16 protein-coding genes and 3 pseudogenes are annotated in these 20,562 nt (G+C 48.3%); 8 read left to right on the forward strand and 11 right to left on the reverse strand.

Going from position 1 to position 20,562, the window contains the following annotated elements; all coding sequences use genetic code 11:
* The first annotated feature begins 4 nt into the window (after positions 1-4).
* The gene (gene hybG, locus C1P89_RS23655; protein ID WP_000334896.1) at positions 5-253 is read left to right on the forward strand and encodes a hydrogenase maturation factor HybG; all 249 of its coding nucleotides are present in this window, start codon (positions 5-7) and stop codon (positions 251-253) included.
* A gap of 122 nt (positions 254-375) precedes the next feature.
* Here hybG and yghU read toward each other — a convergent pair whose 3' ends face one another.
* Positions 376-1,242: a glutathione-dependent disulfide-bond oxidoreductase gene (gene yghU, locus C1P89_RS23660; protein WP_005137126.1), complete on the reverse strand. Its 867-nt coding sequence runs from the start codon at positions 1,240-1,242 to the stop codon at positions 376-378.
* Between the two features lie 204 nt (positions 1,243-1,446).
* Between yghU and gss the strand changes: the two genes are divergently transcribed.
* Both gss and pitB read left to right on the forward strand, forming a co-directional pair.
* On the forward strand, positions 1,447-3,306 hold the full coding sequence (gss, locus tag C1P89_RS23665; protein WP_001297309.1) for a bifunctional glutathionylspermidine amidase/synthase: 1,860 nt from the start codon (positions 1,447-1,449) through the stop codon (positions 3,304-3,306).
* Between the two features lie 287 nt (positions 3,307-3,593).
* Positions 3,594-5,093 (forward strand): inorganic phosphate transporter PitB, encoded by a 1,500-nt coding sequence (pitB, locus tag C1P89_RS23670; RefSeq protein WP_000933296.1) that lies wholly within the window; start codon positions 3,594-3,596, stop codon positions 5,091-5,093.
* Between the two features lie 48 nt (positions 5,094-5,141).
* Here the strand turns inward: pitB and C1P89_RS23675 are convergent, their stop codons facing one another.
* Positions 5,142-5,834, reverse strand: a complete 693-nt coding sequence (locus tag C1P89_RS23675; RefSeq protein ID WP_001190792.1) for a dTMP kinase — start codon at positions 5,832-5,834, stop codon at positions 5,142-5,144.
* Between the two features lie 173 nt (positions 5,835-6,007).
* Between C1P89_RS23675 and C1P89_RS23680 the strand changes: the two genes are divergently transcribed.
* The 3 genes from C1P89_RS23680 to C1P89_RS23690 are packed head-to-tail and all read left to right on the forward strand — an operon-like array spanning position 6,008 to position 8,915.
* Positions 6,008-6,721 carry a dTMP kinase gene (locus C1P89_RS23680; protein WP_001076234.1) on the forward strand — a complete coding sequence of 238 codons (714 nt, stop codon included), beginning with the start codon at positions 6,008-6,010 and terminating at the stop codon, positions 6,719-6,721.
* 31 nt (positions 6,722-6,752) lie between these two features.
* The gene (locus tag C1P89_RS23685; RefSeq protein ID WP_000339543.1) at positions 6,753-7,511 is read left to right on the forward strand and encodes a nucleoside/nucleotide kinase family protein; all 759 of its coding nucleotides are present in this window, start codon (positions 6,753-6,755) and stop codon (positions 7,509-7,511) included.
* A gap of 45 nt (positions 7,512-7,556) precedes the next feature.
* Positions 7,557-8,915 carry a lipopolysaccharide biosynthesis protein gene (locus C1P89_RS23690; RefSeq protein WP_000896882.1) on the forward strand — a complete coding sequence of 453 codons (1,359 nt, stop codon included), beginning with the start codon at positions 7,557-7,559 and terminating at the stop codon, positions 8,913-8,915.
* Here C1P89_RS23690 and C1P89_RS23695 read toward each other — a convergent pair.
* The 6 genes and pseudogenes from C1P89_RS23695 to C1P89_RS23715 all read right to left on the reverse strand — a co-directional run.
* A protein-coding gene (locus C1P89_RS23695; protein WP_237158178.1) for an IS1-like element IS1A family transposase occupies positions 8,909-9,606 on the reverse strand; the annotation gives its coding sequence in 2 pieces (ribosomal slippage) (positions 8,909-9,357 and positions 9,357-9,606; 699 coding nt in all). The two genes, C1P89_RS23690 and C1P89_RS23695, sit on opposite strands and share 7 nt — an antisense overlap.
* Positions 9,607-9,718: 112 nt before the next feature.
* Positions 9,719-10,258, reverse strand: coding sequence for a DUF4339 domain-containing protein (locus C1P89_RS23700; protein WP_001104025.1), 540 nt, complete (start codon positions 10,256-10,258; stop codon positions 9,719-9,721).
* A 125-nt stretch (positions 10,259-10,383) separates the two neighbouring features.
* Positions 10,384-10,737 (reverse strand): YfjT/YkfB family phage-associated protein, encoded by a 354-nt coding sequence (locus C1P89_RS26555; protein WP_000491376.1) that lies wholly within the window; start codon positions 10,735-10,737, stop codon positions 10,384-10,386.
* A 236-nt stretch (positions 10,738-10,973) separates the two neighbouring features.
* Complete coding sequence (locus tag C1P89_RS23705) at positions 10,974-12,044, reverse strand: patatin-like phospholipase family protein (RefSeq protein WP_000102623.1); 1,071 nt, start codon at positions 12,042-12,044, stop codon at positions 10,974-10,976.
* Positions 12,041-12,946 (reverse strand): diguanylate cyclase regulator RdcB family protein, encoded by a 906-nt coding sequence (locus C1P89_RS23710; protein ID WP_000203504.1) that lies wholly within the window; start codon positions 12,944-12,946, stop codon positions 12,041-12,043. Before C1P89_RS23710 ends, C1P89_RS23705 begins: the two co-directional genes overlap by 4 nt.
* Positions 12,943-13,701, reverse strand: a pseudogene (locus C1P89_RS23715) (dynamin family protein); the annotation flags it as partial. The gene C1P89_RS23710 and the pseudogene C1P89_RS23715, both read right to left, overlap by 4 nt.
* 91 nt (positions 13,702-13,792) lie before the next feature.
* Here C1P89_RS23715 and C1P89_RS23720 point away from each other — a divergent pair.
* Positions 13,793-14,791, forward strand: a pseudogene (locus C1P89_RS23720) (IS3-like element IS600 family transposase); the annotation flags it as partial.
* Positions 14,792-14,807: 16 nt separating this feature from the next.
* Here C1P89_RS23720 and C1P89_RS23725 read toward each other — a convergent pair.
* Positions 14,808-15,505, reverse strand: a protein-coding gene (locus C1P89_RS23725) for an IS1-like element IS1A family transposase (protein ID WP_094096600.1) whose coding sequence is annotated in 2 segments (ribosomal slippage) — positions 14,808-15,256 and positions 15,256-15,505 — 699 coding nt in all. Because the reading frame shifts where the segments join, the coding sequence is not laid out codon by codon here.
* A 56-nt stretch (positions 15,506-15,561) separates the two neighbouring features.
* Here C1P89_RS23725 and C1P89_RS23730 point away from each other — a divergent pair.
* Positions 15,562-15,726: pseudogene (locus tag C1P89_RS23730) on the forward strand (IS3 family transposase); the annotation flags it as partial.
* Positions 15,727-15,796: 70 nt separating this feature from the next.
* Here the strand turns inward: C1P89_RS23730 and C1P89_RS23740 are convergent.
* Both C1P89_RS23740 and sigA read right to left on the reverse strand, forming a co-directional pair.
* Positions 15,797-16,366, reverse strand: coding sequence for a hypothetical protein (locus C1P89_RS23740; RefSeq protein WP_237158179.1), 570 nt, complete (start codon positions 16,364-16,366; stop codon positions 15,797-15,799).
* A gap of 58 nt (positions 16,367-16,424) precedes the next feature.
* Entirely contained in the window at positions 16,425-20,282 is a 3,858-nt protein-coding gene (gene sigA, locus C1P89_RS23745) for a serine protease autotransporter toxin SigA (protein WP_001034111.1), read from the reverse strand.
* Positions 20,283-20,562 lie beyond the last annotated feature (280 nt).

Consider the following 20,562-nt stretch of genomic DNA (forward strand, 5'->3'; position numbering starts at 1 on the left):
AATAATGTGTATTGGCGTTCCAGGCCAGGTGCTGGCTGTCGGTGAAGATATTCACCAGCTTGCGCAGGTTGAAGTATGTGGTATCAAGCGCGACGTGAATATCGCCCTGATTTGTGAAGGTAACCCTGCCGATCTACTGGGCCAGTGGGTGCTGGTACACGTCGGATTTGCCATGAGCATCATCGACGAAGATGAAGCCAAAGCCACATTAGACGCACTGCGCCAAATGGATTACGACATTACCAGCGCGTGATGATTAGCTTTCGTAGGCCTGATAAGACGCGGCAGCGTCGCATCAGGCATTGTGCACGATTGCCGGATGCGGCGTGAACGCCTTATCCGGCCTGGATGGCTTGCTGCGACGAACACCAACCCTTACCCCTGACGCTTATCTTCCGTATTCGTCTCGAAATCACTGGCGTCATGGCGCTCATGCAACTGCTCATTCAGCGGTCCGTTGGTGCGGTTAACAATACGCCCACGTTTCACCGCCGGACGTTCGCCTACTTCTTTCGCCCAGCGTTGTACATGCTTATAACTGCCCGCATCAAGAAACTCTGCGGCATCATACACGCCGCCTAACACCACATTGCCAAACCACGGCCAAATCGCCATATCCGCAATGGTGTACTCATCGCCCGCAACAAACTTATGCTGCGCCAGTTGCTTATCCAGCACGTCGAGCAGACGTTTGGCTTCCATGGTAAAGCGGTTGATGGCGTACTCAATTTTCATCGGCGCGTAATGGTAAAAGTGACCAAAACCACCGCCGAGGAACGGTGCCGCGCCCTGTAACCAGAACAGCCAGTTCATCGTTTCAGTACGCTTTGCCAAATCCTGCGGCAGGAAGTAGCCAAATTTCTCCGCCAGATAAAGCAGGATCGAACCAGATTCAAACACGCGGATCGGCGGATTATGCGTATGATCGCGCAGCGCCGGGATCTTCGAGTTTGGGTTCACTTCGACAAAGCCGCTGGAGAATTGATCGCCATCGCCAATACGAATCAGCCAGGCGTCGTACTCTGCACCAGTAACGCCCAGCGCCAGCAGCTCCTCAAGCATAATCGTTACTTTCTGACCGTTCGGCGTTCCCAGCGAATAAAGTTGCAATGGGTGTTTGCCAACGGGCAGCGTTTTTTCATGCGTCGGACCAGAAACCGGGCGATTGATATTGGCGAACGCGCCGCCAGCGGATTTATCCCACGTCCAGACTTTCGCGGGCTGATAAGTATTGTCTGTCATAGTGAGTTGCCTTCTGAGTGGTAGTGTTGAAGCAGTGTAGCAGGTCACTTGCTGTACAGAATGTGAATTTTTTAACCCTTTGCGCCAGCCGCTGCGATGAGGTGTATGATTAGTCTGACCTCTGTCCGGTTAATGTCGCTGAGCAGGTAATCAGAGCACAACAATTACGCCAACTGCTTAGGTTGTATTGTTAAAGGTAAAGTGATGAGCAAAGGAACGACCAGCCAGGATGCCCCGTTCGGGACATTATTGGGCTACGCCCCAGGTGGGGTAGCAATCTACTCTTCAGATTACAGTTCTCTCGATCCGCAGGAATACGAAGATGACGCCGTATTCCGTAGCTATATCGACGACGAATATATGGGCCACAAGTGGCAATGCGTTGAATTTGCTCGCCGTTTTCTCTTTCTGAATTACGGTGTGGTCTTTACTGACGTGGGTATGGCGTGGGAGATTTTCTCGCTGCGCTTCCTGCGAGAAGTGGTTAATGACAACATCCTGCCATTGCAGGCATTTCCTAACGGCTCGCCGCGTGCGCCGGTCGCGGGTGCGCTTCTTATCTGGGATAAAGGCGGTGAATTTAAAGACACTGGCCATGTCGCCATCATTACCCAATTGCATGGCAACAAAGTCCGTATTGCGGAACAGAACGTGATTCATTCCCCGTTGCCGCAAGGGCAACAGTGGACGCGTGAGCTGGAGATGGTGGTCGAAAACGGCTGCTATACCCTGAAAGACACTTTTGATGACACCACCATTCTGGGCTGGATGATCCAGACGGAAGATACTGAATACAGCTTACCGCAGCCGGAAATTGCAGGCGAGCTGCTGAAAATCAGCGGAGCGCGCCTGGAAAACAAAGGCCAGTTTGACGGTAAATGGCTGGATGAAAAAGATCCGCTGCAAAACGCCTATGTGCAGGCCAACGGTCAGGTGATCAATCAGGATCCTTATCATTACTACACCATTACCGAGAGTGCCGAGCAGGAGCTAATTAAAGCCACCAACGAGCTGCACCTGATGTATCTTCACGCAACCGACAAGGTGCTGAAAGATGACAACCTGCTGGCGCTGTTCGACATCCCGAAAATCCTCTGGCCACGTTTGCGTCTCTCCTGGCAGCGTCGCCGTCACCATATGATCACTGGTCGTATGGATTTCTGCATGGATGAGCGTGGCCTGAAGGTTTACGAGTACAACGCCGACTCCGCCTCCTGTCATACCGAAGCGGGCTTGATCCTCGAACGTTGGGCGGAGCAGGGCTATAAAGGCAACGGCTTCAATCCGGCGGAAGGGCTGATTAACGAATTGGCTGGTGCCTGGAAACACAGTCGTGCACGTCCGTTTGTCCATATCATGCAGGACAAAGATATCGAGGAAAACTATCACGCGCAGTTTATGGAGCAGGCGCTGCACCAGGCGGGCTTTGAAACGCGTATCTTGCGTGGATTGGATGAACTGGGCTGGGATGCTGCCGGGCAACTGATTGATGGGGAAGGGCGACTGGTTAACTGCGTGTGGAAAACCTGGGCGTGGGAAACCGCGTTTGATCAGATTCGTGAAGTTAGCGACCGTGAGTTTGCTGCGGTGCCAATCCGTACCGGTCATCCGCAAAACGAAGTGCGTCTTATCGACGTATTGCTGCGCCCGGAAGTGCTAGTCTTTGAGCCGCTGTGGACGGTGATCCCCGGCAACAAAGCGATTCTGCCGATCCTCTGGTCGCTGTTCCCGCACCATCGTTACCTGCTGGATACCGATTTCACTGTTAATGATGAATTGGTGAAAACAGGTTACGCAGTGAAACCGATTGCCGGTCGCTGTGGTAGCAATATCGACCTGGTCAGCCATCATGAAGAGGTGCTGGACAAAACCAGCGGTAAATTTGCCGAGCAGAAAAACATCTATCAGCAACTGTGGTGTTTGCCGAAAGTGGACGGTAAATACATTCAGGTATGTACCTTCACCGTGGGCGGCAACTACGGTGGGACGTGTTTGCGCGGTGATGAATCACTGGTCATCAAAAAAGAGAGTGATATTGAACCGTTAATTGTGGTGAAAAAGTAATACATGTTGTAGCAACCCCGTACTGATTATGAAGAATAATCAGTACGGGGATTAATCAAAATATTCAATATTTATATGTTCTAATATTTATTTCATATGTGAATATATTAACCAGTGGAATACCTGTGTTTTGATTATTTCTAAAGGTTTTGAATGAATGCTTATTGTCTGATACACAAGAAATAACACTCTTTTTATCGTTAAAAAATGATATTTCACTTTGCCCATGCCGTTAAAGTCACTGATAATGCGTCCGTTCGTAAATTCAAAATGGCGTAATCTAATATATGCTAAATTTATTTGTTGGCCTTGATATATACACAGGGCTTTTGTTATTGCTTGCTCTGGCATTTGTGTTGTTCTACGAAGCAATCAATGGTTTTCATGACACGGCGAATGCGGTGGCAACCGTTATTTATACTCGTGCCATGCAACCACAACTTGCTGTGGTGATGGCGGCATTTTTTAACTTTTTTGGCGTGTTATTGGGCGGACTTAGCGTTGCCTATGCCATTGTCCATATGTTGCCAACCGATTTGTTGCTGAATATGGGGTCAACCCACGGCCTGGCGATGGTCTTTTCCATGCTGCTGGCGGCGATTATCTGGAACCTGGGAACGTGGTTCTTCGGTTTACCGGCCTCCAGTTCGCACACCTTGATTGGTGCGATTATCGGCATCGGTTTAACCAACGCGCTGTTAACCGGATCATCGGTGATGGATGCGTTAAACCTGCGTGAAGTGACCAAAATTTTCTCCTCGCTGATTGTTTCCCCTATCGTCGGCCTGGTCATTGCGGGAGGCCTGATATTCCTGCTGCGACGCTACTGGAGCGGGACGAAAAAGCGTGACCGTATTCACCGCATTCCGGAAGATCGCAAAAAGAAAAAAGGCAAACGTAAACCGCCATTCTGGACGCGTATTGCGCTGATTGTTTCCGCTGCGGGCGTGGCGTTTTCGCACGGCGCGAACGACGGACAAAAAGGGATCGGCCTGGTGATGCTGGTACTGGTGGGGATTGCCCCTGCTGGCTTCGTCGTCAATATGAACGCGTCCGGCTATGAAATTACCCGTACCCGCGATGCCGTCACCAACTTCGAACACTACCTGCAACAGCATCCTGAACTGCCGCAGAAGTTGATTGCGATGGAACCTCCATTGCCTGCAGCATCGACTGATGGCACGCAAGTAACAGAGTTTCACTGTCATCCGGCAAATACCTTTGATGCGATTGCGCGCGTTAAAACGATGCTGCCAGGCAATATGGAAAGTTACGAGCCGTTAAGCGTGAGTCAGCGCAGCCAGCTGCGCCGCATTATGCTGTGCATCTCTGATACCTCCGCGAAGCTGGCGAAACTGCCAGGCGTCAGTAAAGAAGACCAGAACCTGCTGAAAAAACTGCGCAGCGATATGTTAAGCACCATTGAGTACGCTCCTGTGTGGATCATCATGGCGGTAGCACTGGCGCTCGGCATTGGCACCATGATTGGCTGGCGTCGTGTAGCGATGACCATCGGTGAGAAGATTGGTAAGCGCGGCATGACGTATGCGCAAGGCATGGCGGCACAAATGACGGCGGCAGTGTCTATCGGCCTTGCCAGTTATATTGGGATGCCTGTCTCCACAACACACGTCCTCTCGTCTGCGGTAGCAGGGACGATGGTGGTGGACGGCGGTGGGTTACAGCGTAAAACGGTAACCAGCATCCTGATGGCGTGGGTGTTTACTTTACCGGCGGCAATTTTTCTTTCTGGTGGGCTGTACTGGATAGCATTGCAGTTGATTTAACCTTCCTGAAAATGCCCGGTCCTGGCGATCGGGCATTTCCATTTTTGACTAGTGATAACCACGCGCGGTCATAAAATCCGTAATCGCTTTTTCTGCATCAACCAACACCTGTTCCAGTGGCTGATTGGCATCGATATCAACCAGTTGTGCACCACCAAAGGTTAACTGTGGCGTTATGGCAATCTTCCTCGCCAGCGATTCCCGTTTATGGTCGGGTTTACGTGCACAGGCAACTTCAAGGTCAACATTGAGTTTGATGACCAGATCAGGCTTATGGCTCGCCATCCAGTGAAACGCTTTACGTTCCTGGCTTGCCAGCCATGAGACAAAACGACCACCTTCAACGTTAGGTGGGAACACCGTACCATCGTAAGCGCCAGGAATTTGGTCCTGAGGATAACGGTCGGTTAGAACAATTAACCCGCGACGACGACAGGCAAGCATATGACGAAAGCGCAGTAAGCGACGGGCGACAAACGCTGTAATTACCAGCGCCGGAACTGGTCTAGGCAATTTTTTTGCTGTTTTCACCTGATTTCGTTCAATTGTTTTATGTAAGGATTTTCCCATCAACGGTAATTTTGTCACTGCACGACCGACATTTCCGGCCTGTTTTCCTAAATGAACTCTTTCGGCAGCACCATATTTTTCGACAACGGTAATAAGATGTTCACACACCGTTGACTTGCCTGAACCATCGCTACCAATAACGGCAATTAATGGAGGTGTTATTGACTGCATGAATATATCCTTTAATTTAAATATCCATTAAAAATATTTATTTGGTTAATATGTTTTTATGAAAGCGTAATTCAGGTCAATGTCACAATTAACCATTGTCACAATAAGGTTGAACGGATATTCTGAGCACGGACCACGTAATATTCAATACATTATTTACTGCCGGGTTTTTCGTGAATCAACGTAATATGTCAATAATTAATTCCACGCCAGTGCGTGTTATTGCCATTGTAGGATGTGATGGTTCAGGTAAATCGACCCTCACGGCAAGCCTGGTAAATGAACTGGCAGCAAGAATGCCAACAGAACACATTTATCTCGGGCAATCGTCCGGGCTAATTGGCGAATGGATTTCACAGCTCCCTGTTATTGGCGCACCTTTTGGGCGTTATCTGCGAAGTAAAGCGGCACATGTGCACGAAAAACCCTCAACACCGCCTGGCAATATTACTGCTCTGGTTATCTATCTGCTTTCCTGCTGGCGGGCGTACAAGTTTCGCAAAATGTTGTGTAAAAGCCAGCAAGGCTTTCTGCTCATCACCGACCGCTACCCGCAGGTTGAAGTGCCGGGTTTTCGCTTTGATGGCCCGCAATTGGCAAAAACCACGGGCGGTAACGGTTGGATAAAAATGTTAAGGCAGCGCGAGCTGAAGCTGTACCAATGGATGGCATCTTATTTGCCCGTATTGTTGATTCGTCTTGGCATTGATGAACAAACCGCGTTTGCGCGTAAACCTGACCACCAACTGGCAGCGTTACAGGAAAAAATCGCCGTTACGCCGCAACTGACTTTCAACGGCGCCAGGATCCTTGAACTGGATGGTCGGCAACCAGCCGATGAAATCCTGCAAGCGTCACTACGTGCAATTCACGCCGCGCTTTCCTGATCACCAAAATGGATAGGGGATGATTTAACGAATGGATGCACTACAAACACAAACTGTTAATAGTACAACCGCGCCGCAGCCCAGCTACATTCCGGGGCTAATTGCGGTGGTCGGGTGCGATGGCACCGGTAAATCCACGCTGACCACCGATCTGGTGAAATCATTGCAACAGCACTGGCAAACCGAGCGGCGCTATCTGGGGCTGCTCTCGGGCGAAGACGGCGACAAAATCAAACGATTACCGTTGGTTGGCGTCTGGCTGGAACGGCGACTGGCGGCCAAATCCTCGAAAACCCAAAGCATGAAAACCAAATCTCCGGCGCTATGGGCGGCGGTGATTATGTACTGCTTCTCGCTGCGAAGAATGGCGAATCTACGCAAGGTTCAGCGACTGGCGCAAAGTGGCGTTCTGGTGGTCAGCGATCGCTTCCCGCAGGCTGAAATTTCGGGCTTTTATTACGACGGACCGGGGATTGGCGTCGAACGTGCGACCGGGAAAATCAGCATGTTTCTGGCGCAGCGCGAACGGCGTTTATACCAACAAATGGCGCAATATCGCCCGGAATTAATTATTCGCCTGGGCATTGATATTGAGACTGCCATCTCCCGCAAGCCTGACCATGACTATGCCGAGCTGCAGGACAAAATCGGTGTCATGTCGAAGATTGGCTATAACGGCACAAAAATTCTTGAGATTGATTCCAGAGCGCCCTACAGCGAAGTGCTGGAACAGGCACAGAAGGCGGTTTCTCTGGTTGCCATCGTTTCTGACCGCCGAAGTTTAACTTAAGGCTGGCGGGATACTTTTTACTATCAACGATAAGGTCAGGCTGAATTGGCGGGTTTTAACATCAAACATTGGTTTGCAGATGGCGCGTTTCGCACCATTATTCGCAATAGCGCCTGGTTAGGCTCCAGTAATGTCGTGAGCGCCTTGCTGGGGCTGTTGGCGCTCTCGTGTGCCGGTAAAGGGATGACGCCCGCCATGTTTGGCGTACTGGTGATTGTGCAATCGTACGCCAAGTCGATCAGCGATTTTATTAAGTTTCAGACATGGCAGCTGGTGGTTCAGTACGGAACGCCAGCCTTGACCAACAATAATCCGCAGCAATTTCGCAATGTCGTCTCATTTTCCTTCTCGCTGGATATCGTCAGCGGCGCGGTGGCGATTGTCGGCGGCATTGCCTTACTGCCATTCCTTTCCCATTCATTAGGTCTGGATGACCAAAGCTTTTGGCTGGCGGCGCTGTATTGCACGCTCATTCCTTCAATGGCTTCCTCCACGCCGACCGGCATTCTGCGTGCGGTAGATCGCTTCGATTTAATTGCTGTACAGCAGGCGACGAAACCTTTTCTGCGCGCAGCGGGGAGCGTCGTAGCCTGGTATTTTGACTTTGGTTTTGCGGGTTTTGTTATTGCCTGGTACGTGTCGAATCTGGTTGGCGGCACCATGTACTGGTGGTTTGCAGCGCGCGAATTACGCCGCAGAAATATCCATAATGCCTTCAAATTGAATCTGTTTGAGTCTGCCCGACACATCAAAGGCGCGTGGAGTTTTGTCTGGTCAACCAACATTGCCCACTCCATCTGGTCGGCGCGTAACTCGTGCAGCACAGTGCTGGTGGGGATCGTGTTAGGACCCGCTGCCGCCGGGTTATTTAAAATCGCCATGACATTCTTCGACGCCGCCGGAACGCCAGCGGGTTTGCTGGGTAAAAGTTTTTACCCAGAGGTGATGCGTTTAGATCCGCGCACCACCAGACCGTGGTTGTTAGGTGTGAAGTCCGGTTTACTGGCGGGCGGAATCGGTATTCTGGTGGCGCTCGCGGTGTTGATCGCCGGCAAGCCGCTCATTTCGCTGGTGTTTGGCGTTAAGTATCTCGAAGCGTATGACCTGATTCAGGTGATGCTGGGCGCAATTGTGATTTCGATGCTGGGTTTCCCGCAGGAGTCATTGCTATTGATGGCGGGAAAACAGCGCGCTTTTCTCGTGGCGCAAACCATCGCCTCAATCGGCTACATCGTATTGCTGTTCATGTTCTGTCATCTGTTTGGTGTGCTGGGAGCAGCGTTTGCTTACTTCGGTGGGCAATGTCTGGATGTGGTGCTCTCGTTAATTCCAACTTTAAAGGCATTTTTTCAGCGTCATTCCTTGCTTTATAACGCAGCCGGGGTAATGACTCCAACTTATTGATAGTGTTTTATGTTCAGATAATGCCCGATGACTTTGTCATGCAGCTCCACCGATTTTGAGAACGACAGCGACTTCCGTCCCAGCCGTGCCAGGTGCTGCCTCAGATTCAGGTTATGCCGCTTAATTCGCTGCGTATATCGCTTGCTGATTACGTGCAGCTTTCCCTTCAGGCGGGATTCATACAGCGGCCAGCCATCCGTCATCCATATCACCACGTCAAAGGGTGACAGCAGGCTCATAAGACGCCCCAGCGTCGCCATAGTGCGTTCACCGAATACGTGCGCAACAACCGTCTTCCGGAGACTGTCATACGCGTAAAACAGCCAGCGCTGGCGCGATTTAGCCCCGACATAGCCCCACTGTTCGTCCATTTCCGCGCAGACGATGACGTCACTGCCCGGCTGTATGCGCGAGGTTACCGACTGCGGCCTGAGTTTTTTAAGTGACGTAAAATCGTGTTGAGGCCAACGCCCATAATGCGTGCAGTTGCCCGGCATCCAACGCCATTCATGGCCATATCAATGATTTTCTGGTGCGTACCGGGTTGAGAAGCGGTGTAAGTGAACTGCAGTTGCCATGTTTTACGGCAGTGAGAGCAGAGATAGCGCTGATGTCCGGCAGTGCTTTTGCCGTTACGCACCACCCCGTCAGTAGCTGAACAGGAGGGACAGCTGATAGAAACAGAAGCCACTGGAGCACCTCAAAAACACCATCATACACTAAATCAGTAAGTTGGCAGCATCACCTTACCTGTTAAGAACACTAATAACCTGATTATTTAGTAAACTCTGCGATAAAGAATATCAGACCGTAAATAACACCAGTATCAGCATAACCAACCAGACCCAGAAATACGCAGGTTTTTGTCCGAGGATTTTTGCCCGACGCCACAGATAAACCGGGATCAACCATGCCAGCCAGCCAAATGTTGCAGTATCAACACCAGATTTACGGAGTTTTCGTTCATCCAGATATCCCAGAGCAATATTCAGAATCAGAGAGATAAACCAGTACTGGCCTTCGCTGACTGCATCATAAGCCCGTTCAAATGACATACCGTTCAGCCCTGCAGTCCACATCTCAAGTATGTACCCAATCAAAGGGGCAAATGCCAGCGTCCAGACAACGCCTCCGGGAATGCGGTGACCCGGAAGGGCTGGGGGAACTTCACTTTGTTTCAGTATTTCCGCCAGTGATGTGGCTGAAACTGGCTGCCATTCCAGCATGCCCTGTTGCCACACCAGTGTTGATGCATTCAGTTCACCACGCCGGATACGTTCGATAATATCTTCCTCTGTTACGTTATCATAACGTACACCATTTTTTTCATAATGCCAGTTCATCTGATTCTCCTGTTAATCATTCAGTTAATAAAATATATGACATCTGAAACAAAAAATATTTTTATAATATTCATTTTCACTCATTGTATTAAATTAAACTGAGGTGTTTTACACCACGTTATCAATTATTCCTGGAACCAGGTGTTCCAGCAGCTGTCGTAGAATTTGTTACCCAAAGTCTTTTTCACATTTTTGATATTTGCGGTATAGCTGTCGACTTTCTTACCGTTTACTAAAACGTCGAATTGCGTGGCTTCACTGATAGCATCGATAAAGTATACCCATGCATTCTTATTCATTCGTGTTCCGTCGACAGATGGGGCCGGATACTTTTTATCGTTGATGATAAAAATAATATCAGAATCGTACTGATTTAGCTGGGTGGAGGTATGACCGTAAATCCACACATAGTGTGGTAGCAAATTGTTGTCTTCTGGATTAATCGTGCAGTTAATAGAAACATTACCGATACTGAACATATCAGTGCCAGCAATACTGTTACGCGTCTACAATGCCGATTCTGTTTGTGCTACGGTTGCACTTACAGTTAAAACAACAGCTAAAAGAATGTTTAACAGTTTCATGAGTTTTCTCCCCAAAATTAAATAAATTAATCTTAACCATCATCCAGGTAATATATATCTGAAAATATTTTCAATAATACCAGACAGGAAAAACACCACCACAGTGGCGGTGGCGTTTCTCCGGAGCGTCTTTATTTAATCCGGGCCATCGCGTTTCTCAGTGCCGAATCTGCACCTTCAGTTATCTCCAGGCTTTTCTGCAATACCGTCTCTGACCGGGTCAGTGCCTGACGTGCTGCCAGCGGTTTCCGGATATGCTCCATCGTCAGCATCGTGTCCTCGTAGCCCTGCTGACGCCAGGCGTCGGTATGTGCCGATGTAAAACTGAGCAGACCGCCACTTTTGCCTTCGTCCCCGATTTGTTTCAACCTTTTCCGGGGACGGATTTCAAGGATTGTGGTGTCCGGATAAGCCCGACGATCCCATAAAGAACCGTCACTCAGATGCGTCACAATCACCATATTGCATCCGGCATCCACCAGTGGCGTCACGGGAGTATTCCCCTGCCTGTTTCGCCATCCGCCCATCCCACCATCACCGTACATTGTTCCCTGAACCTCGCGGGGACGGAACAGCAGAGGCAGCGCGGCTGACGCCAGTAAGGCTTCTTTCTGCTGCCCGCGGGGCAGACTCTGGATATGCTGAAAAACAGCGTTTTTCGTGGTTCCGGCACCCAGTTCAGCACGAATGCAGTCAATAATATCCTGCATGCCTCCTTCTGTGGGGTACAGCGACACGTACAGCGGTAGCCCGTCGGCCAGAGCATCTGTATCAAGATAATGATCCATCAGCGCTGTCAGGGGCTCATCTGACAACAGCGGCTGAATCATCGGATTGTCGAACCCGTTGATTGTCGATATATGGCGAAAAAGCGTCGTAAGCAGTGCGCCCGCACGTCCGGGGATCTGGCAGAGGTTCATGGCCTGAACCAGTTTTTTCAGCAATGAAAAGTAAACCGATCTGTTTACCGACAGAACCTGATTATTCCCCAGATGATCCCAGAGCGCCTCCAGGCGTAAGGCGGCTTCTGACAGATCGGGAGAGGCCGTGATAATGGCACCATTGAGAGCCCCGATACTGGCTCCTGAGACCATACTGATCTGTGCGCCGCACTCTGCCAGTGCCTTAACCACTCCCGCCTGATAAGCGCCCACCGCCCCGCCGCCGGACAGCACCAGCCCCGTTTTCATTTCTGTACTCATGCCTCCCCCTTCTGAAATATTTCATCAACCATACTTTCAGAGAGGCGTTCTGCAGAGCAGAGACGGGGCATACGAACCGGTAAGTGTTCTGCAGCCTGTGTGGTTGACCAGATCACAGGATGCCGCTCTTCACTGCACCAGTCCCCCAGCCAGTTAACCGCTTCATGCCATTCGTTATCAGCCTGTTCCCGGCTCTGACCACCAAGCCAGTCCAGTGTGTTCAGACGTACTGTTGCGCTACCGCCATTCTCCTGTGCCATTTGCGTTAATGCTTTATGTCTGAGGATATCCAGTAACTGGTTAACCTGGCCTGTTTCACCCTGACGTATCACATCACCAAACGCGCCCCAGCGAAGCTCTTCAAGCGCCACATAACAACGTCCGGCAGGGGAAAATGACGCGTATCGCCCGGCGCTCCACCATGAGAATATCTGCTCAAGATGTAACTGTGCCCGCTGAACCTGGTCAACACGGTGGAGTTTTTCTTCAAGATGATTCAGTTTCTGATGAACCTGTTCTGCCAGGGTGAGTAACTGCTCCCGCGTGTCTGCCGAATAATGCGCCAGCCTGGCAGTATCACTGACCAGTGAACTGACCCTGTCGTTTACCCGGGTAATCGCGTAATTTGTGGTGGCAAGCGACGTTGTCAGCTCCGTCAGCCAGCGCAGGGACGCCTCAACGCCCTGTGCAAGCGAAGCATTGATGGCATTCTGGCGTACAGCGCCTTTGCCAGTCAGACCTTCTTTTAAACGCCGGAAAAACGTGCGCCCCCCGGCCGTGCGGTTATGCTCCTGTGCAACATCAATACCGTTTGCAAAATCAACCACAAATTTTTCAGGAAGGCAACTGAGTACCTGACATACCCGGTTATCAGCAATTTGTTGAATAAATGGTGAGGTCACAGCAGTGTCTCCAGTTCTTCCCTTAACGCCTTACTGTCAGTAATCAGCTCGGGAACCCTTTCATTTAATGCCTGAAGGCGCTCCGTAAGCTGCTCCTGTGCCTGCTGATCGCGTTTATGATCTTCAGAGCTCTGAATGAGTGTGTTACGTAGCTGTTCGACTTTTTCCCTGAATGTACAGAAAAAATCATCGATCTCCTGGCGGACGGGCTGGTTAATATTCTGCTCAATGGATGCCTGCAACTCCCCGAAATATGCCCGGGTCAGTGACATCACTTCCTTCCTGACCGAGTTGATATTGATCACACTGCGGCTCACATTCTCCTTATAGTTTTCCCAGCCCCAGTCACTGGTGCCAAACGCTCCACAAATCTTTCCCCAGAAACCACTCTGCCGACGGCGACGGGTGACTGTCTCAGTTCTTTCCTCCATAAGCGCACTCAGATTTGTTTTTACCGCGATCCTGGTCTGTAACTGGCTGACTGCCGGGAAAGTGATTTTTACAGTGAAGCCCTCGTCCTCCAGGCGGGCATTGATACGTCCGGCAATATTTTCTGTGGCATACAGGGCCGTACCACGAAAACCTGTTTCGATACCCCTGACGATTTTTTCCAGTTCAGGCCGGAACTGTGCTTCAGCCTCACGGTGCAGGCTGGTCACGGTCGATTCGATTTGCGTCATCAGTTTAAGGGCTTCCCTGCGATCACTGAATTTTATCTCGGGGCTGTCCGGATCAAAGTCTCGTTTCCATGAATGATGGCCCGGGGCACTGACACTAAACTGTGAGGTAGCCTGAGTTTAACGGACACTCCTTCCTGAAATAGAATGGCATCAGAAGGAGCTAATAATGAGCAGAAAAACCCAACGTTACTCTAAAGAGTTCAAAGCTGAAGCTGTCAGAACGGTTCTTGAAAATCAACTTTCGATCAGTGAAGGCGCTTCCCGATTATCTCTTCCTGAAGGCACTTTAGGACAATGGGTTACCGCCGCCAGAAAAGGGCTCGGTACTCCTGGTTCCCGCACGGTGGCTGAACTGGAATCTGAAATTCTGCAACTGCGTAAGGCGTTAAATGAAGCTCGCCTTGAGCGAGATATATTAAAAAAAAGCAACAGCGTATTTTGCACAGGAGTCGCTGAAAAATACGCGTTAATCGAACAATGGCGACAACAATTTCCCATTGAAGCGATGTGTCAGGTATTTGGTGTATCCAGGAGCGGTTATTACAACTGGGTACAGCATGAACCCTCAGACAGAAAACAAAGTGATGAGCGGCTAAAACTGGAGATTAAGGTGGCACATATCCGCACTCGCGAAACATATGGAACCCGGCGGCTCCAGACGGAGCTGGCAGAGAATGGCATCATCGTTGGTCGTGACCGACTGGCACGTCTTCGTAAGGAGCTAAGGCTACGCTGTAAGCAGAAACGCAAGTTCAGAGCGACTACGAACTCGAACCACAATCTGCCAGTTGCGCCAAATCTGCTGAACCAGACGTTCGCTCCTACAGCACCAAATCAGGTCTGGGTGGCGGACCTGACGTATGTTGCCACACAGGAGGGATGGTTGTACCTCGCTGGCATCAAAGATGTTTATACGTGCGAAATTGTCGGCTACGCCATGGGAGAGCGCATGACAAAAGAGCTGACAGGTAAAGCCCTGTTTATGGCGCTCAGGAGCCAGCGCCCACCTGCCGGGCTAATCCACCACTCTGATCGAGGTTCACAGTACTGCGCATACGATTACCGGGTCATACAGGAGCAGTCTGGTCTGAAAACATCAATGTCGCGTAAAGGTAACTGTTACGACAACGCTCCGATGGAAAGCTTCTGGGGAACGCTGAAAAATGGGTAATGACTCCAACTTATTGATAGTGTTTTATGTTCAGATAATGCCCGATGACTTTGTCATGCAGCTCCACCGATTTTGAGAACGACAGCGACTTCCGTCCCAGCCGTGCCAGGTGCTGCCTCAGATTCAGGTTATGCCGCTCAATTCGCTGCGTATATCGCTTGCTGATTACGTGCAGCTTTCCCTTCAGGCGGGATTCATACAGCGGCCAGCCATCCGTCATCCATATCACCACGTCAAAGGGTGACAGCAGGCTCATAAGACGCCCCAGCGTCGCCATAGTGCGTTCACCGAATACGTGCGCAACAACCGTCTTCCGGAGACTGTCATACGCGTAAAACAGCCAGCGCTGGCGCGATTTAGCCCCGACATAGCCCCACTGTTCGTCCATTTCCGCGCAGACGATGACGTCACTGCCCGGCTGTATGCGCGAGGTTACCGACTGCGGCCTGAGTTTTTTAAGTGACGTAAAATCGTGTTGAGGCCAACGCCCATAATGCGTGCAGTTGCCCGGCATCCAACGCCATTCATGGCCATATCAATGATTTTCTGGTGCGTACCGGGTTGAGAAGCGGTGTAAGTGAACTGCAGTTGCCATGTTTTACGGCAGTGAGAGCAGAGATAGCGCTGATGTCCGGCAGTGCTTTTGCCGTTACGCACCACCCCGTCAGTAGCTGAACAGGAGGGACAGCTGATAGAAACAGAAGCCACTGGAGCACCTCAAAAACACCATCATACACTAAATCAGTAAGTTGGCAGCATCACCGAAAAATGAGAGCCTGAGCCACTATCGTTTTAATAACCGGGATGAAGCCATCTCAGTAATACGGGAATACATTGAGATTTTCTACAATCGTCAGCGTCGTCACTCTCGTCTGGGGAATATCTCCCCGGCAGCCTTCAGGGAAAAATATCATCAGATGGCTGCTTAAAAAAAGAACAAATGGTAGTGTCCGCTATTGCCAGTACACCTCAGTACACCTCAAAATACCGGGACAGAGATCAGGCGTGATTAATCTGCAGCATTTTTAATAACAGAAGTACTGAGCTTACTTTACCTTTGATGATGTAATAGTTATTTCCGTCGGTACTCATTTTTCCCTGAAATAATGTCACGGATGTTTCTTCCTGCTGATCCTGCAGGCGCAGTCGTAAGGTCATATTTTTAATGAGCTGAGATCCGGGTGGCAAGGGGTATTTGCTGTCAGATACTGGGCGACTGAGTCTGATGTGGCGCGTATACAGCCCGTTTTCGTACAGGGTGGCCTCTGTTATGGTGTCAGTGACCAGCATGTGGGAGACAATGCTGTATTCTTTTTTAAAGCACTCACCAGAAACGGTGATTGTAATGATAATGGTCTTCTCGATCGAGATGTAAATACCCGTTTCGTTATACTGTCCGTATCGGAACCATGAGAACTCAGTTGCATTCCAGCCATGCTCCAGAATATGTGCATTTTTTTGCCTGATAGTTTCTTTTTTTATTCGCTCATGTTTAAGGCATAACAGGCAGATAAATAATGTCAGAAAAAGAAAGCTAATAATGAGAGCAAGAGCGATATAGTCTGTCACAGGGTAATACATATTCTCTACGGTAGAAGAAGGGCCGCAAACGCGGCCCGGGCTGTTATCAGAAAGAGTAACGGAAGTTGGCGTTGATCGCGTTATCCACGTTGTATTTACCAAATGCCGATTTCTCAAACTCAAGACCGAAGCGAAGATTATCGCGAATTTCGGCGTTGAGACCAACATTCATGAGAATACGACCGTCTTTTTCACCTTTGATACGTTTCTCACCGGACGCATCACGCAGTACGGTTTCACCGTTGGCAAACAGGTCAAACTGGTAGCCAAGGCCGGCGCGGGCTGTGACTTTCCAGTCCTTACCGGAGAAGGATTTACCCACATCAACACCGGTACGCCCAATCAGCGGATTAAAGTCCTTATCCTTCATGGTCACGCTCATTCCGCGATCCTGCCAGTCGAACCGTTTACCTGATACGGCCCCATAAACCAGTTCTGCCTGCGGCTCAATCCAGGAGTCTTCTGTTACATGATAGCGGTAGCCTGCTTCAGCACCCACATACAAGGAATGAGAACTGTAGTCTTTTGTTCCGAGTCCAGCAAAGGTCGCCGAGTACTCATTATCATGGTGAACATACTTACTAATCAGGTCGATATAGGCACCAGAGTCAAATATAGCGGAAGCATACAGACCTGCCCCGACGGACTTCGTCTTGCCACTGAATGCATTACTGCTGGCATGACTGTCGGTATACGTCATAGTCAGACCAGTGAAAAGGTCAAGTCCATCCAGCTCATGTTTTTTATCCACACCAATCTGCACATGGGTGTAGTTGTCACTGTATCCACTAGAAGCTGAACCTGCTCCGCTCATGATGCGGGCCCATGCACCGGCCTCGCCATTGGTGTCACGCAGATCCCCCATTCGTTTATTCAGGTTGTTGACTTCTGTCAGGAAGGCTTTGTAATTACCGGACATATACGATTTTGCTGCACCGGAAGATGCTGTATTTTCAGCCACCTTATATCCGGTCAGGGTCCACGTGGTATGTTCCTGATCCTCTTTCGTGCTGATCACAGGAGATATGTTGCTGAAACCTATGGCCTGAGTACTGGCTTTAAATATCTCTTTATTGCTTCCTTTTGGGGCTGTTATCAGGTCAACGTTTAATCCTGAGTTATTATTTCCCACTTTCTGTATATCGACCGACAGACTGTTATTGCTTCCGGTTAACTGATTTTTAACAATGAGTTTATCCGATTGATTTACAGACTGGCTCAGATCAGCCCGCATAATCACAGCAGTATTAGTGGCATCCAGTGTGTTTACTGTCACAGTATGGAAACCCGAATTCTCTATGTTACTAAACAACAAAAGACTGTCGCGGGTTTTTAATGATTGCAGGGCTGACTGTCCGTTTACTCTCCATAAGGTGTTATACATGCTGGCTGAGGCAGCAGGAGCATCAATACCTCCGGTATAAGAAGTATCAAAGCCACCCAGCAAACCTGTAGCCAGCGGTGTGTGTGTGGTTTTGTCCAGGTTATCTTCTTTATACTGGTCAACACCAAACAGAATAGATGCTTTTTTGTCTGATTTTATATTACCATTGACCCAGGCATAATTTTGAGCCTTTAACGTGGCACCATCTTCTGTCATATTATATCCATCTGACATATAGATTGCCGGGCTGTATTTATTATTTTCTGTAGGGGTGCCTGTTAATGTCAGGGTTCCGGCCAGTTCAATAGCTTTATCTACATACATTTTTCCCTGGGCGGTAACAGTAGCTCCTTTGTTGATAATCAGGTCTGTATTAATTAAGGATAATGCACCAGTCATAGTAACAGTTGATTTATCACCAACAGTTATTTTGCTGTTTTGAGCACTCAGACTGCCGTTGAAACTACTTTCGCCTGCTGAATCCCCGGAGCGAAGCTGTTGTCTGAATCCAAAACCTTCGCCAGTAATGTTTCTTCCTGAGAACATGTCAATGTATGCAGTTTTATTTCCCAGAACAATTTGAGAGTTTTTAGCCTCTATGTGTCCTTTTACATTAGCATCCCGGCCTATACTCAGGGTTGCGTTTTCTAAATTTAATTTCCGGAAATTAAATTTACGACTTTCCCAGTCGGGCTGGGAAAAAGAGGCTATCTGATTGTTGGACTTATATTCCGTATTGTAACGTTTATTTACAGTGCTTTCCTGGTCCTTTATGGCAGCAGAATAGTCTTTTTGACATAAAAAAGGAATTGGACAGTTGTTATTGCCTTCTTTAAATATGGCATGTTCTGTCGCATGTCCTTGTAATGTTAACTGTGCATTCCGGACAGAGATATCGTTTTTGATATCGACTGAGCCATCAAAGATCAGATTGGCATTATTGTTATGTTGCTGGGTAGTATTGATAATATGATTTATGCTTATATTACCTGATACATTCCCATGGTACATATATGCATCAGTATTAGTAAGTGATAATGTTGATTGCTTCACGTTTGAGTTCGTTACGGTTGTTCCCGCATCTGTTGCTGCGATTTTCTGAAATGACTGGTCATAGCCGTTTAGATCCAGTGTTCCGCCATTTCTGGTAAAATAGATTTCGCCATTACCGCTTTCGCTTAAAGCGTCTTTGGCATTTATTTTTACCGTACCTTTACCTCCGGCCATGTAAATTTTATTGAAGGCTTTTTCAGCACTAAGGATGACAGTCCCATTACCTATTTTAAGGTTATTTCCCTGTGCTATTTTTACATCCAGAGTACCACTACCTATTTTATGCAGATTATCTCCGGCAACGCCCTTAACATTCCATTCAACGGTGGTATTATTATCAATATCTATCCCGGCACCTTTATAAGACTTATCTTTTCCGTACACTTTATATGTCTGGTTCTTATCGAATATAAGCCCGCCAATGCCAAGATCGGTATCCTGCTTGAGCGTTAATTCCCCTCCTCCTGAGACAGACAGGTCCTTATCTTTTATAATCGATGATAACTCTTGTTTTTTACCATCCAGCTGCATAGTGTTTGTGAAATTCTTTTTTAAATTGTTTACCAGAATATTATTAAATAACGAGTAGTTTGTCCAGGCTATATTGGTACTACTGAGAAAACCAACTGTACTGGTAACACCATGGAAAACCCATTTTTGTTGTTCTTTATCATATAGATAAGAACCAGAACCACTATCGCCAAAAATTGGTGAGTTTTTAAAAGGGGTTCTGTTGGTATAAATGTAACTCTTGTTTTTCCAGTCCAGATTAAAAAGACTTGCGCTTAACAAGTCGGGATTATAGTTTTGTCCAAACAGATATTGTTTGCCGTTTAATATCGTTGAGGTTGTTCCGGCACCTGCTCTGAAGCCAATTATTTGTTCCTTACCGTTGTAGTTTACGCCATATCTTTTCATCGCATCTTCGGGAGAAAGTGAGAAGTCGGCACTCTCCGTAACCCCTGTTGTTTCCACGACGAATTTATTCAGACGATGAACCGAAAAGTCGCCAGATGATACTCTGTTACTTGCTTTATATGCTGTCTGATCCCATGACTGTGTTGTTATTGCATGATGCTGTGTACCGTTATGAGTCGCAGTAACACTGTACGCACCTCCAATTGATGTTGTTGCACCTTTGTTGGAAACAGCAGAAAAATCAGGTACAGGTAGTTCTGGAAAATGAAATATCTTTCCATCTTTCATCATTAATTGAACATTTGTTGCACCCGGTCTGAACTCTCCTCTGTTTTGAGCAAGGTCAAGATAATCGCGGGTCCATATATTATTTATATCCAGCATTGCTGCAAATGCTGTTTCGCCATAACTTCCATATATTGAGGATAAAATAATACCGAGGATAACTTTCTTTCTTGATGTACCGACACTAACTTTCCGGGTCAGTTCAGAAACAGCAACTAATCCACCTGTAATATGACTATATTTCAGTGAATAAATTTTATTCATACGTGAACTCCGATATTTCTGAGTTGTGGTTATGGGATAGCATTTAATTACAACGGGGAACTATCAGTCATGGTACGTAACTGATAAGGGTATAATGATAATCACTGTCAGTTATATTTGTATGACAGATGTAACAAAATGAAAAAAAAAGATAAGCACAAGTGATTGATTGGTCAGATATTGATCACTTGGTGTTTGTATTTTGAACTTTGCGATCAAAATTTGATCTTTGTTGTTTCCGGTCAATCCTTTACAGGTTTTCTGTATTATCCGGGGGAGT

It is taken from the genome of Shigella sonnei, from assembly GCF_002950395.1.
In the GTDB taxonomy this organism is placed as follows: domain Bacteria; phylum Pseudomonadota; class Gammaproteobacteria; order Enterobacterales; family Enterobacteriaceae; genus ECMA0423.

Coding starts and splice junctions, on each gene's coding strand:
- hybG (WP_000334896.1), top strand. CDS start 5: ATGTGTATTGGCGTTCCAGGCCAGGTGCTGGCTGTCGGTGAAGATATT.
- yghU (WP_005137126.1), bottom strand. CDS start 1,242: ATGACAGACAATACTTATCAGCCCGCGAAAGTCTGGACGTGGGATAAA.
- gss (WP_001297309.1), top strand. CDS start 1,447: ATGAGCAAAGGAACGACCAGCCAGGATGCCCCGTTCGGGACATTATTG.
- pitB (WP_000933296.1), top strand. CDS start 3,594: ATGCTAAATTTATTTGTTGGCCTTGATATATACACAGGGCTTTTGTTA.
- C1P89_RS23675 (WP_001190792.1), bottom strand. CDS start 5,834: ATGCAGTCAATAACACCTCCATTAATTGCCGTTATTGGTAGCGATGGT.
- C1P89_RS23685 (WP_000339543.1), top strand. CDS start 6,753: ATGGATGCACTACAAACACAAACTGTTAATAGTACAACCGCGCCGCAG.
- C1P89_RS23700 (WP_001104025.1), bottom strand. CDS start 10,258: ATGAACTGGCATTATGAAAAAAATGGTGTACGTTATGATAACGTAACA.
- C1P89_RS26555 (WP_000491376.1), bottom strand. CDS start 10,737: ATGTTCAGTATCGGTAATGTTTCTATTAACTGCACGATTAATCCAGAA.
- C1P89_RS23705 (WP_000102623.1), bottom strand. CDS start 12,044: ATGAGTACAGAAATGAAAACGGGGCTGGTGCTGTCCGGCGGCGGGGCG.
- sigA (WP_001034111.1), bottom strand. CDS start 20,282: ATGAATAAAATTTATTCACTGAAATATAGTCATATTACAGGTGGATTA.